Here is a 12,986-nt window from a genome sequence, read left to right on the forward strand (position 1 = left end):
TTGGCTAAATCTCGGAAGAGATATTACTTAGCCTCTCCTCCTTTCCCACCTACCATAAGAATACCAAGTTCTTGTTTATCGGTATCTTCTGGAGTTACGATTCCTTGAATTTTACCACTATGGATTACAGCAATTCTATCAGAAACATTTAGAATTTCATCAAGTTCAAAGCTAACAACAAGTACGGCTTTACCTTCATCACGTGCTTGAATTAAACGTTTATGGATATATTCAATTGCACCAACATCAAGTCCACGCGTCGGTTGACTTACAATTAGTAAATCTGGATTTAAATCTATTTCACGTGCGATGATTGCTTTCTGTTGATTACCACCGGATAATGCTTTTGCTGGTACAACTTCACTTGCAGTACGAACATCAAATTCTTCAATAAGTTTTCTTGCATGTGAATTTATATTGTTATAATTTAATATACCGTTTTTACTAAGTGGTTCTTTGTAATAAGTTTGTAGGGCAATGTTTTCTGCCAATGTCATGTCAAGAACAAGTCCATCACGATGCCTATCTTCAGGAACATGACCAACAGCCATTTCGGTTATCTTTCGTGGAGTGAGGTTAGTTGCATCTTGACCTTTAATTTTGACTACTCCACTTTCAACCTTACGTAACCCAGTTATTGCTTGGATCAGTTCACTTTGACCATTACCATCAATACCTGCTATACCAACAATCTCACCAGCCCTAACTTGTAAACTTAAGTCATTAACAGCTGGTACACCGCGACTTTCATTAACAACTAATGAATCAATTTCCAGAACAACTTCTTTAGGTTGAGCAGGTTTCTTTTCAGTTTTGAATGAAACGCTGTGCCCTACCATCATCTCGGCAAGCTCTTTATTACTTCTACCTTCTACACTAACAGTATCAATCATTTTACCACGACGGATTACTGTTACACGGTCAGCAACTTCACGAATTTCATCAAGCTTATGAGTAATCAAAATTATTGATTTTCCTTCTTTAGAAAGTTCTTTCATAATTTGCATCAATTCAGTGATTTCTGCAGGAGTTAATACAGCTGTAGGCTCATCAAAAATAATTATATCTGCTTTTCTGTACAAAGTCTTGATAATCTCAACCCTTTGTTGCTGTCCAACCCCAATGTCTTTAATATAGGCATTAGGTGTCACCTGTAATCCATAGCGCTTAGAAAGGGCTTCTATTTTTTTTGCAGCATCCTTTGTATCTAAAACTAGTCCCTTAGTATTTTCGTCACCAAGTATAATATTTTCAGTAACTGTAAAAGCGTCAATCAACATAAAATGTTGGTGGACCATACCAATTCCAAGTTTTGTAGCCTTTGATGGTGAATCGATATTTTCGACTTTGCCATTAATTAATATTTCACCACTTGTAGGTTCCAAAAGTCCAGCCAACATATTCATTAATGTTGATTTACCCGCACCATTTTCACCAAGAAGGGCATGAATCTCTCCTTTACGAAGTGTCAGATTGATATTATCATTTGCAACAAAGTTGCCAAATACCTTTGTGACATTTCGCATTTCAATAACATTTTCAGTCATTAATTTTTGTCCTCATAATTTTCCTACATAAATAAAATAAGTTCATATTGAATAACATATATATCATTAATTATATCAAAAATCCTTATATTTGTAATCACTATAAATTTAAAAAAACGAGAGAAGAACTCTCGTTTTTTTAATTTATTTTAATTAAAATAATTATTTTTCAGGTACTTCTACTTTACCTTCTTTAATTTCTGTACGAGCAGAATCAACAGCTTTCTTAGCATCATCGTTTAAGTTAGTTTCAGCAAACTCAACTGATCCATCTTTAATACCAAATACTTCGTGTTTTCCACCAGGGAAGTTACCTTTAAGAGTTTCATCACTTAGGTTTTTAACTACAGCGCCAACACCTTTAATTGTTGAACCAAGTACAAAGTTAGAATCTTTACCATCTTTAGATTTGTAGTTTCCTTCATCTTTTTGGTCACGGTCTACACCAATAACCCAAACTTTATCAGCTTCATTTTTGCTTTCATTTTCAGCTTTAGCAGCAGAGAATACTCCGTTACCTACACCACCAGCAGCTTGATAAATTACATCAATTCCACTTGCATATTGAGCAGCTGCAATAGTTTTACCTTTAGCGGCATCTGAAAAGCTTGCTGCGTAATCAATTTTAATATCGATGTCTTTATTTACTGATTTAACACCAGCAACAAAACCTTTTTCAAAACGAGTGATTACAGGTCCTTCTACACCACCAATAAATCCAACTTTATTAGTTTTTGTTGTTTTAGCAGCTGCAACTCCAGCAAGATATGCACCTTCATTATCTGCAAAAGTCGCACTTGTAACGTTATCTTTACCTTCGATAACATCATCAATCAATACAAATTTAGTATCTTTATTATCATCTGCTGCATCTGAAACAGCTTTAGTTAGCTTGTATCCAACACCAAAGATTAATCCATATCCATTTGAAACAGCTTCATTAAAGTTATTTGAGAAATCAGCTTCTGTTGTTGATTGGAAGTAAGTAAAACCTTTATCTTTACTTAAATCATGTTCTTTACCCCAAGCTTGCATACCTTCCCAAGCTGATTGGTTAAATGAACGGTCATCAACACCACCAGTATCAGTTACCATTGCTACTTTAAGATCAGTTTTTCCTTCAGATTTGCTACCTGAATCTTTAGCATCACGAGAACCACAAGCCGCAAGTGACAATACAGCAACTGCTGCAAGTCCAGTACCTAAAACACGTTTGTTCATAATAAAATGAAGCCTCCATTTTTTCTATTTTTTTAGTTGAGATAATTACTTATGTAATCACTTTTCATACAAATTATAATATATTTAGGTCATATTTTCAACATATTCTTAAGTTTAAAAACACTGTAAGTGTTTGCAAAACTCCAAAAACCGAACGTTAAAAATTTATTAATTTAATTGTTTTGTACAATAAAACCCTTAAATACTGTAGTATCAAGGGTTTATTTATGATTTTATTTTTCTGGAACTGTTATTTTTCCGTCTTTAATTTGAGTACGAGCATCAGCTACTGCAGCTTTTGCTTCATCATTTAGATTAGTTTCGGCAAAATCAACTGAACCATCTTTTATTCCGTATGCAGTATGTTTACCACCTGGGAATTTACCATCAACAGTTTCATCACTTACAATTTGAAGAACTTGTCCAACTTTTTTAATCGTAGAACCAAGTACAAAGTTAGAATCTTTTCCATCTTTAGACTTGTAATTTCCTTCGTCTTTTTGATCACGGTCTACACCGATAACCCAAACTTTATCTGCTTCATTTTTGTTTTCATTTTCAGCTTTGGCAGCAGAGAAAACACCATTACCAACACCGCCTGCAGCTTGGAAGATGACATCTGTCCCTGTTGCATACTGTGCACTTGCAATTGTCTTACCTTTTGCAGCATCAGAGAAACTTGCAGCATAGTCAACTTTTACTTCAATATCTTTATTTACTGATTTTGCCCCAGAAACATAACCTGCTTCAAAGCGTTTGATTACAACATTCTCAACTCCACCGATAAATCCGATTTTATTTGTTTTAGTAGATTTTGCCGCAGCAACACCCGCTAGATATGCTCCTTCTTGGTCAGCAAAAGTTGCACTTGCAACATTATCTTTCCCATCAACTACATTATCAATAATAACAAATTTTGTATCTTTGTTATTATTAGCTGCTTCAGTCAAAGCATCTGTAAGCTTATATCCAATACCAAATACTAAATTATAGCCACTAGAAACTGCTTGCTCAAAATTGTTAGCAAATTCAGATTCAGTATTTGATTGAAAATAGGTAAAACCATTATCTTTTGATAATCCATGTTCTTTACCCCAAGCTTGCAAACCTTCCCATGCAGATTGGTTGAATGAACGGTCATCAATACCACCAGTATCTGAAACCATTGCTACTTTAAGATCAGTATCACCTTTTTTATCACTAGAAGATTTGTCACGTGAACCACACGCAACAAGTGATAATACAGCAACTGCTGAGAGTCCAAAACCTAAAACTTTTTTGTTCATTTAATAATAAACCACCTTTATTTGATTCTATACGCATAATTATGCTTACAATCGTCCATTATATTATAGATATTGTAAAATGACAATATAAATTTACCTAAAGGGTGAAAAATATCAATTCAATTCATCAAATTGATAAGGAAGAAGTTCCTCTACGGTTGTTTTCTTCACTTCTAAATGTTTAGAGATCAAGTAAACAGGTAAATCCTTATCAAAGAATTCTGCCATGACTTGTCGACATGCTCCGCATGGTGAAATAGGTTTTACGGCTTTTTCACCGTATACTGCAAGAGCAACAAAATCACCTTTTTCTTCGCCATCACTAATTGCCTTAAAAATTGCTGTTCTTTCAGCACAATTAGTCAGTCCAAAAGATGCATTTTCAATATTACAACCTTCAAATATTTTTCCATCAATTGTAAGTAATGCTGCTCCTACTTGAAAATCTGAATAAGGAACATATGCTGTTTTACTTGCATTAACAGCTACATCTTGAAGCTTCTTAATATCCATCTTTAGCTTTTTCACCTTCCATTATCGCTACTCCAGCACTTGTTCCGATACGAGTCGCACCTGCTTCAATCATTGCTTGTGCATCAGCTTCTGAATATATTCCACCACTTGCTTTTACACCCATATCTGGACCAACAGTTTTACGCATTAAAGCTATATCTTCTACTGTAGCTCCACCTGTTGAGAATCCAGTTGATGTTTTTACAAAATCTGCTCCAACTTTTTTAGCGATTTCGCATACTGTAACTTTTTCTTCATCAGTTAATAGACAAGTTTCAATGATTACTTTTGTTAAGGCTTCCCCACTTGCATCCACAACTGCTTTAATATCACGCTCAACTAAATCTAAATTACCAGATTTAAGGGCACCAATGTTAATAACCATATCTACTTCGTCAGCACCGTTTGCTACTGCGTCTTTTACTTCAAATCCTTTTAATTCCGGAGTATTTGCACCCAAAGGAAAACCGATGACTGTACAAACTTTAACGTCAGAATCATTTAATTCTTTGGCTGCATATTCAACCCAAGTTGGATTGATACATACACTCATAAAGTCATATTTCTTTGCTTCGTCAATGATTTGATCAACTTTTTCTTTAGCAGCATCAGCTTTAAGGATTGTATGGTCGATATATTTGTTTAATTTAGTCATTTTATTTAATTATCTCCAAAATTTCTTTTATTTCTTTCTTTTGATTTCCTATGTTTATATGATTTTTCAATTCTTCAATTTCAGAAGTCGCAAGATCATTATTATAGTAGATAGTAAAGATTGTTTCTCCTTCTTCTACTTGGTCACCAATTTTTTTATTAAGAACAATTCCTGCATCAAAATCAATCTTGTCTGATTTTGTAGCTCGTCCTGCTCCCGCTTTCATTGCAAGGATTCCTAATTTATCTGCTGGTAATGTTTCTATATAGCCAGATAAATCAGCCTTAAATTCGTATGAGTGTTTAGTTGGATTTATTTCATAAATATTTTCAACAACCCCACCTTGCGCAGCCACTAGCTCTTCAAACTTCTTAAGTGCAGCACCTGATACAAGATTTTCTCGAATTTCTGCCCCAGTTTTTTCAAGACCAGCTAGGCTTAGCATAATTTTAGCTAAATGGCAGATAAATTCAGTTAATTCTTCCGAACCTTTCCCCTGCATAACTTCAATTGATTCAATGATTTCGAGTTTATTTCCGATTGTCATACCTAGTGGTTGTTGCATGTCGGTCAATACTGCTATCGTATCACGCCCCACTGCTTTTCCAAGCTCAACCATAGTAGATGCTAAAACACGCGCATCTTCGATCGTCTTCATAAATGCGCCTTCACCAACTGTAACGTCTAAAAGAATCGCATCAGCCCCTGCAGCTATTTTCTTGCTCATAATTGAACTTGCAATTAGAGGGATAATATCAACGGTTGCCGTAACATCACGTAAGGCATAAAGAAGTTTATCCGCTTTAACTAGGTCATCGGTTTGAGATATTATTGCTAAATCAAGGTCTTGTACCTGTTGGATAAACTTTTCTTCAGTCAGTTCAGTCTTGAAATTAGTAATAGACTCAAGCTTATCAATTGTTCCACCCGTGTGTCCTAAACCACGACCACTCATTTTAGCAACGGGTACATCAAATGATGCAACTAAAGGTGCCAAAATGATAGAAACCTTGTCTCCTACGCCGCCTGTTGAATGTTTATCTACCTTGATACCTTTAATAGAAGATAGATCAACTTGCTTACCAGTGCCAACCATAGCCATTGTTAAGTTTGTTGTTTCTTCAGTAGTCATTCCTTGGAAATATAGAGCCATAGCGAATGCTGACATTTGGTAATCTGGAACTGTTCCAGCTGCGTAGCCATTCACAATCCAGTAAATCTCCTCTTTATCTAATTCTAACCCATCACGTTTTTTTTGAATTAGGTCAACCATTCTATAAGTCATCTTTAACACTCCTTAAAATATAATATCCCTTATCCTTAGCCACAATCTCAACATTTCCGAAAGTTTCCTCCATGCGTGATTTAGCACTCGGTGCCCCCTGCTTCTTCTGGATAACAATAGTAAGGTCACCCCCATCATTAAGATGGTCATAGGCTCCAGTGATTATAGAGTGAACGACAGATTTACCGGCACGAATCGGTGGGTTACTAATCACATGGTCAAATTTATCATCTTCTAAACTGTTATATACATCTGACTGATAAATCTTAGCATCGACTTGGTTTTGAACGGAATTCTTTTGAGCAAGTTCCAGAGCACGATTATTAACATCTATCAATGTAGGAATAGCAGAAAATTTCTTAGCTAAAGTAAGACCGATTGGTCCATATCCACAACCTACATCTAAAAGACTTTGTCCTGCTTCAATTTCAATATTTTCAAGTAAAACTCGACTTCCAAAGTCAATTTGTTTTTTTGAGAATACTCCACTATCTGTTAGGAATGTCATAGGAATATCTAATAATTTGATATTAAGTTGATGAATATCATGCTTAGCATCAGGATTTTCATCATAGTACATTTTAGCCAATTACTCAACCTTCTTTCTAATATTTTCAGTAATTAAATCGCTTAATAATTGATAGCCTGCTTCAGTGAAATGTAGGCCATCATCAATTATTAATTTATTAGGATTTTTTGTTTGCCACATAGCCTTATTTAAATCAATAATATTAACTGGGCTATCCTTAAAGGCATTAATTTCTGCCTCTACATATTTAGCGACTTGTTCATTACTTCTGTACTTGCTTGTTAGTTTTTCATTTAAGTAAGGTACAGTAACTATTGATGTTTTATCTTGCCCTAGAGTGGAAGCAATTCTTTGCAGATTTTCGACAAATTCAGATGGGCTCACATTATAATGGAGAGCTGCGTCATTAGCTCCAAAGAATACAATATTATAATCATAAGCACCTTGAACAACTTGGTATAATCTTTTCAGACCATCTTTACTTGATTCACCAGGAACTGCAAAAATATCTACTTTTGCATCTATACTTTTATCACTGAGTTTCTTTTCCACCAGGCATTTAAGTATAGGTTCTGTCGAAATTGAATCTCCAAATATTGATATCTTCTTCATCTTGCCTCCAAAAAACAAAAATAAAACACGCATTCTATTACATTCTAACACAATTTTTTGATTGCAAACGCTTTTTTATGTTATTATATTTGTATTATGAATGAACTAATAAATTTTGATGAAATTAGCCGTGAAAAATGGCAAGAATTATATAGAAATAACATTCCACCCCTTACTGAGGAAGAGCTTGAAAATATTCGTTCTTTAAATGACCAAATTAATATGCAAGACGTAACAGATGTCTATCTGCCTCTTGTTCATTTCTTTCGTATTTATAAGAAGAATATTGAAGATATGCGCTTTTCTAAGGGACTTTTTCTGCAAAAAATTTCAAAGGCTCCAACACTTATTATTGGTATTGCTGGTAGTGTAGCAGTTGGGAAAAGCACTACTGCACGTCTGATGCAAACTTTACTTAGCCGTGTTTTTAAGCATACTAAGGTTGATCTTATTACGACTGATGGATTCTTATATCCTAATGATGTATTGAAAGAAAAAGGTATTATGCATCGTAAAGGGTTTCCAGAATCTTATGATATGGAGAAACTTACAAACTTTTTATATGAAGTGAAAAGTGGAAAGACTGCTGAAGCTCCTGTTTATTCACATGAATCTTATGATATTGTTCCTGACGAAAAAATTGTTATTGATAATACTGATATTTTAATCGTTGAGGGTATCAATGTCTTCCAAAGCCCTCAAAATGACCAACTGTATATTGGTGACTACTTTGATTTTTCTATTTATGTAGATGCGAACGAAGAAAATATTGAAAAATGGTATCTTGAACGCTTTGATAGTTTACTTGCACTTGCAAAAGATGATCCATCAAACTACTACTATCAATTTACTAAGTGGAAGTTTGAAGATGTGATTGCACTTGCTAAAAATACTTGGCGGGATGTTAATTTAGTTAACCTTGAGGAATATATAAAACCAACAAGGAATCGTGCTGATGTAATCATTCATAAAGGTGACGATCATTTTATTGATAAAATATATTTGAAGAAATATTAAAAGACAACCTTATGGCTGTCTTATTTTTTATGTTTTTGACTATGCTCTACGTGTTTAAGAGTATCCTCAATAATATGAGATACATGGTTATCATCTAATTGATAATAAATTGATTTTCCATCACGCTCTGATGTAACTAATTGCGCTTCTTTCAAAAGCGAAAGTTGATGTGAAGTTGCTGATTGTTCAAGTTCTAAAATTTCAGCAATATTTCCTACATTTAATTTTTCCTGTGAAAGGATATAAAGAATTTGAAGTCTTACAGGATTACCCAATAATTTAAAAATTTTATTAGCATCATCAAGTACATCTTGATTGATTTTTTTTATTTCAGACATGTTCTACCACCTTGTCTATTATTTTAGCTAAATTTATATTTAATCTAGACTAATATTAATTTTGTTTTCCATATATTTTACCATAATTATAGGTTATAGGAAAAATATTTTGTGGAATAGAACTTAAAGAATGTTATTTTTCTTAAAAGAATAAGTTTTTTCTTGACAAAAAACATACATATGATATTATTTACATATGAAATAAATATCATGTATGGAGAATATATAAATGAAAAAATTTAACTTACACTTTGATGAAGAAGCAAGGGAGAAAATGACTCTAATAGTTATTAGTATCGTACTAACTATTATTGCTATGTTCCTTAGAGGAAGCCAACCGCTAATTAGCACAATAATTTTTCTAATTGCCTATCTTGTATCTGCTCAAAGAGTGCTTCGTAAGGCTTGGAAAAATATTAAATCTGGTAATTTCTTCAGTGAAAATATTCTTATGTCAATTGCTACCATCGGTGCTTTATTGATTGGTGAATATCCTGAGGCGATTGCTGTTATGGTTCTTTATGAAATCGGAGATATTATTGAAGATATGGCTGTTGATCGTTCAAAACGCTCAATATCAAATCTTTTAGAAGCCAAACCTGAGTTTGCACATTTAAAAGTTAACAATGATTGGCAAACAGTTGATCCTAGTGTCGTAAAAATTGATGACATTATCTTGGTTAAACCTGGTGAAAAAATTCCACTAGATGGTTTAGTTATTTCTGGTTCATCAAGTGTTAATACTGCTGCTCTTACTGGCGAGTCAGTTCCTGTAACTGTTACTGATGGTGATCAAGTTCTTGGTGGCTCTGTTAACCAAGAAGGTGTTATTGAAGTTAAAGCAACAAAAGTTTTCGAAGATTCTGCAGTCGCAAAAATTCTTGAATTAGTTCAAAATGCAAGCGAGTCTAAAGCACCAACTGAAAAATTCATTAGCAAATTTGCTAACTACTATACTCCAGTTGTAGTTCTTGCAGCTCTTCTACTTGCAGTAATTCCTCCACTATTCTTTGGACAATCATGGTCAGTATGGATTGGTAGAGCATTAACATTCCTAGTTATCTCTTGTCCATGTGCATTAGTTATATCAGTACCTCTTGGATTCTTTGCAGGAATTGGTTCAGCATCTAAAAATGGTGTACTTATCAAAGGAAGTAATTTTCTTGAAGCACTAAATGACTTAGATACAGTTGTTTTTGATAAGACTGGTACTTTGACAGAAGGGGTTTTCGAAGTAACAAATATCGACAATCAATCTCAAATGTCAGATGATGATTTCATAGCGCTAGTTGCCGCTGTTGAACAAAATTCGAATCATCCAATTGCCAAATCAATCCTTTCATATAATGAAGCTGATCTGACTGAATTTACTCTTTCTTCAGTAGAGGAAGTCGCAGGACACGGTTTAAAAGCAAAAGTTGACGGTCGTGATGTAACTGTTGGAAACATGAAAGCTATGAAGGCTTTAGGTCTTGAGATTACTGAAAAAGCGTCAAGTGGAACTTTAGTTTATGTAGCTATTGATGGTACATATCAAGGAGTAATCACAGTATCTGATAAGATTAAACCCGATGCTAAAAAGGCCATTCAAAGACTTCAGGATTTGGGAATTCAAAATCTTGTAATGCTTACTGGGGATAATAAGGCTGTTGCCGACATAGTCGCCAAGGAATTGGGAATTACACAAGTACATGCTAACCTTCTTCCAGAAGATAAGGTAGCAATTCTTGAAAAACTAAAAGCTGAATCTCATTCTAAGAAGAAAAAAATTGCCTTTACTGGTGATGGTATAAATGATACTCCTGCACTAACACTTGCTGATATCGGTATATCAATGGGCGGACTTGGCTCAGATGCAGCTGTGGAAGCGTCTGATATAGTAATAATGCAAGACCAACCTTCAAAAATACCTACTTCGATTGAAATCTCAAGATATACAAGAAAAATCATCATGCAAAACATCATCTTTGCACTGGGTGTAAAAACACTATTTATGATTCTTTCAACTTTTGGAATTGCAAGCATGTGGCAAGCAGTATTCGCTGATGTTGGAGTTACCTTCTTAGCTGTAATGAATACATTAAGGATTATGCGTAAAGACTATAAAAGTTAAGATTTAACACGGTTGAAAAATCGTGTTTTTTGTTATTAATAATAAACGAAATATACATAGAATAAATTTATAAAAAAATATATAATAATTAAAAGAATAGGAGAATTAAATTGAAAATTTTTATCGCTGGTGCTGGTGCCATGGGAAGTCGCTTTGGATTTATGCTTCATCAAGCAGGTAATGAAGTTAGCTTAATTGATGGGTGGCAAGATCACATTAATGCAATAATAGAAAATGGATTAGAAGTTAACTACAATGGACAAGAATTCAATATTCAAATTCCAATTTACAATCAAAAAGATCTTGATATCAATAGCAAAGCTGAACTAATAATAGTTTTTACAAAGGCAATGCAACTTGATGAAATGATGAAGGACCTACAACCTATAATTTCAAAGGAGACTAAGATTCTCTGTTTATTGAATGGTCTAGGTCACGAAGATGTCATTGATAAATACTTACCTGCAGAAAATATTTATCTAGGAAATACCGTATGGACAGCTGGTATGACTGGTCCTGGAAAGGTAAAATTATTCGGTACAGGTGCATTAGAACTTCAAAATATTGTTCCTGGATTTGAAAAAGAAGCCAATGAAATAGCTGAAGCTTTATCTTCTGCTGGACTTAATGCTAAGTACTCTGATGACATTAAATTTTCTGTTTATCAAAAAGCTTGTGTTAATGGTACAATGAATGGATTGTGTACATTACTTGATGGAAATATGAATGAAGTAGGAGCAACCTCTACTTCAAAAACCATGATTTGGAAAATAATGGAAGAATTTAGAGCAGTTGCTGACTTTGAAAATATTAATCTAGACTTGGATTATATTTATGATAAAATTCTTGAGTTTAATGATATTAATAAACTTGGGAATCATTATCCTTCAATGTATCAAGACTTAATTATTAATCATCGTAAAACTGAAATAGATTACATAAATGGGGCAATCTCACGCAAAGGGACTAAGTACGGTATTCCAACTCCATATTGTGACTTTTTAACTGATTTAATTCATGCAAAAGAAGATTTATTAGACGCGAAATAAATAATAATTTTTTCGTTCATTTTTTGGTTAATATCTCACTCTTTTTTGAAAAACAACGCTATAAATTATATGTGAAACTATAAAAACAAGGACTTTTAAAATTAGTTCTTTAAAAAAAATGTAGCTTATTGAATGTAATAATAAAAACTAACAGAAATCTTATGAATAAAATTTTTAAAAATATTTTAATTTTCACAGCATGTATGATAGTAAGTTTATTAGCTTTTAGATTATATATCTATGAGCTGAGTATGCGCATAATGCCAAGATTCGTAACCGATAATGATTTATGGATAAATCTTTTAATAATTATTGCCTTCGCCTTTCTTTTATACGCAATAATTAAAGTTATCTTATTAAGATACATACCAAAATGGACAATTATAATCCTCTATATCTTCTATTTTATGTTTCTCTTCTACGCTTTATTTTTGAAAAATATAGGTGTGCGTGGCTTTGATTTAGATCCATTTAACACTTTAACTTACATAAAGTATGGAGAAATTGTATCAATTCTTAATATCTTTATGCTCGTTCCACTTGGATTTATAGTAAAACTTAATTGTAAGAATCTACTTTTAGTAACTTTATCAATTACCGCTGTTGAAATTTGCCAATACGTATTTAGCCTAGGAATATTTGATACTGGAGATATAATAACAAATGTTTTGGGATATATAATTGGTGCCCTTATAGCTATAAGCCCATTAGGTAAAAAAGTAAAGTCATATATCAAATAAATTAAAATTCCTTGTCTAATTCAAGGAATTTTTTGTTTTTATTTTTATATACATAACCTAATTTTTAACATATAATATAAT

13 protein-coding genes are annotated in these 12,986 nt (G+C 33.3%); 4 read left to right on the forward strand and 9 right to left on the reverse strand.

The genetic code is table 11. The annotated features are described in order from the left end of the window. Window positions 1-23: 23 nt before the first annotated feature. From BG261_RS01825 to BG261_RS01860, 8 genes are all read right to left on the reverse strand, one after another. A complete protein-coding gene (locus BG261_RS01825; RefSeq protein ID WP_070791492.1) occupies window positions 24-1,547 on the reverse strand; it encodes an ABC transporter ATP-binding protein in 1,524 nt (507 codons plus the stop codon). A 162-nt stretch (window positions 1,548-1,709) separates the two neighbouring features. Then, the gene (locus BG261_RS01830; RefSeq protein ID WP_070791493.1) at window positions 1,710-2,768 is read right to left on the reverse strand and encodes a BMP family lipoprotein; all 1,059 of its coding nucleotides are present in this window, start codon (window positions 2,766-2,768) and stop codon (window positions 1,710-1,712) included. A gap of 233 nt (window positions 2,769-3,001) precedes the next feature. After that, entirely contained in the window at window positions 3,002-4,054 is a 1,053-nt protein-coding gene (locus BG261_RS01835; protein WP_070791494.1) for a BMP family lipoprotein, read from the reverse strand. A 114-nt stretch (window positions 4,055-4,168) separates the two neighbouring features. Then, window positions 4,169-4,567: a cytidine deaminase gene (locus BG261_RS01840; protein ID WP_070791495.1), complete on the reverse strand. Its 399-nt coding sequence runs from the start codon at window positions 4,565-4,567 to the stop codon at window positions 4,169-4,171. Further along, entirely contained in the window at window positions 4,557-5,222 is a 666-nt protein-coding gene (gene deoC, locus BG261_RS01845) for a deoxyribose-phosphate aldolase (RefSeq protein ID WP_070791496.1), read from the reverse strand. Before deoC ends, BG261_RS01840 begins: the two co-directional genes overlap by 11 nt. 1 nt (window position 5,223) lies before the next feature. Then, complete coding sequence (locus BG261_RS01850) at window positions 5,224-6,507, reverse strand: pyrimidine-nucleoside phosphorylase (protein ID WP_070791497.1); 1,284 nt, start codon at window positions 6,505-6,507, stop codon at window positions 5,224-5,226. Continuing rightward, window positions 6,497-7,096: a class I SAM-dependent methyltransferase gene (locus BG261_RS01855; RefSeq protein WP_070791498.1), complete on the reverse strand. Its 600-nt coding sequence runs from the start codon at window positions 7,094-7,096 to the stop codon at window positions 6,497-6,499. The genes BG261_RS01850 and BG261_RS01855 overlap by 11 nt, the downstream gene beginning before the upstream one ends. Continuing rightward, window positions 7,097-7,648, reverse strand: coding sequence for a GDSL-type esterase/lipase family protein (locus BG261_RS01860; RefSeq protein WP_070791499.1), 552 nt, complete (start codon window positions 7,646-7,648; stop codon window positions 7,097-7,099). 96 nt (window positions 7,649-7,744) lie between these two features. On the opposite strand from BG261_RS01860, the gene coaA reads away from it, so the two are divergent. Then, complete coding sequence (gene coaA, locus BG261_RS01865; RefSeq protein WP_070791500.1) at window positions 7,745-8,665, forward strand: type I pantothenate kinase; 921 nt, start codon at window positions 7,745-7,747, stop codon at window positions 8,663-8,665. 20 nt (window positions 8,666-8,685) lie between these two features. Here coaA and BG261_RS01870 read toward each other — a convergent pair whose 3' ends face one another. Beyond that, the gene (locus tag BG261_RS01870) at window positions 8,686-9,003 is read right to left on the reverse strand and encodes an ArsR/SmtB family transcription factor (protein ID WP_070791501.1); all 318 of its coding nucleotides are present in this window, start codon (window positions 9,001-9,003) and stop codon (window positions 8,686-8,688) included. 229 nt (window positions 9,004-9,232) lie between these two features. Here BG261_RS01870 and BG261_RS01875 point away from each other — a divergent pair, with 229 nt between their 5' ends. The 3 genes from BG261_RS01875 to BG261_RS01885 all read left to right on the forward strand — a co-directional run bounded on the left by BG261_RS01875 (window position 9,233) and on the right by BG261_RS01885 (window position 12,905). Beyond that, entirely contained in the window at window positions 9,233-11,116 is a 1,884-nt protein-coding gene (locus BG261_RS01875) for a heavy metal translocating P-type ATPase (RefSeq protein WP_070791502.1), read from the forward strand. Between the two features lie 110 nt (window positions 11,117-11,226). Further along, window positions 11,227-12,165 (forward strand): 2-dehydropantoate 2-reductase, encoded by a 939-nt coding sequence (locus tag BG261_RS01880; RefSeq protein WP_070791503.1) that lies wholly within the window; start codon window positions 11,227-11,229, stop codon window positions 12,163-12,165. Window positions 12,166-12,416: 251 nt separating this feature from the next. Next, window positions 12,417-12,905 (forward strand): VanZ family protein, encoded by a 489-nt coding sequence (locus BG261_RS01885; protein WP_158007167.1) that lies wholly within the window; start codon window positions 12,417-12,419, stop codon window positions 12,903-12,905. Window positions 12,906-12,986: the final 81 nt, after the last annotated feature.

Source organism: Floricoccus tropicus (genome assembly GCF_001832905.1).
Lineage (GTDB): Bacteria > Bacillota > Bacilli > Lactobacillales > Streptococcaceae > Floricoccus > Floricoccus tropicus.

Excerpts from the sequence above, each read along its gene's own strand:
- BG261_RS01875 (WP_070791502.1), top strand. The coding sequence starts at position 9,233 with ATGAAAAAATTTAACTTACACTTTGATGAAGAAGCAAGGGAGAAAATG.
- BG261_RS01850 (WP_070791497.1), bottom strand. The coding sequence starts at position 6,507 with ATGACTTATAGAATGGTTGACCTAATTCAAAAAAAACGTGATGGGTTA.
- BG261_RS01860 (WP_070791499.1), bottom strand. The coding sequence starts at position 7,648 with ATGAAGAAGATATCAATATTTGGAGATTCAATTTCGACAGAACCTATA.
- BG261_RS01870 (WP_070791501.1), bottom strand. The coding sequence starts at position 9,003 with ATGTCTGAAATAAAAAAAATCAATCAAGATGTACTTGATGATGCTAAT.
- BG261_RS01885 (WP_158007167.1), top strand. The coding sequence starts at position 12,417 with ATGCGCATAATGCCAAGATTCGTAACCGATAATGATTTATGGATAAAT.
- coaA (WP_070791500.1), top strand. The coding sequence starts at position 7,745 with ATGAATGAACTAATAAATTTTGATGAAATTAGCCGTGAAAAATGGCAA.
- BG261_RS01835 (WP_070791494.1), bottom strand. The coding sequence starts at position 4,054 with ATGAACAAAAAAGTTTTAGGTTTTGGACTCTCAGCAGTTGCTGTATTA.
- deoC (WP_070791496.1), bottom strand. The coding sequence starts at position 5,222 with ATGACTAAATTAAACAAATATATCGACCATACAATCCTTAAAGCTGAT.
- BG261_RS01830 (WP_070791493.1), bottom strand. The coding sequence starts at position 2,768 with ATGAACAAACGTGTTTTAGGTACTGGACTTGCAGCAGTTGCTGTATTG.
- BG261_RS01825 (WP_070791492.1), bottom strand. The coding sequence starts at position 1,547 with ATGACTGAAAATGTTATTGAAATGCGAAATGTCACAAAGGTATTTGGC.
- BG261_RS01840 (WP_070791495.1), bottom strand. The coding sequence starts at position 4,567 with ATGGATATTAAGAAGCTTCAAGATGTAGCTGTTAATGCAAGTAAAACA.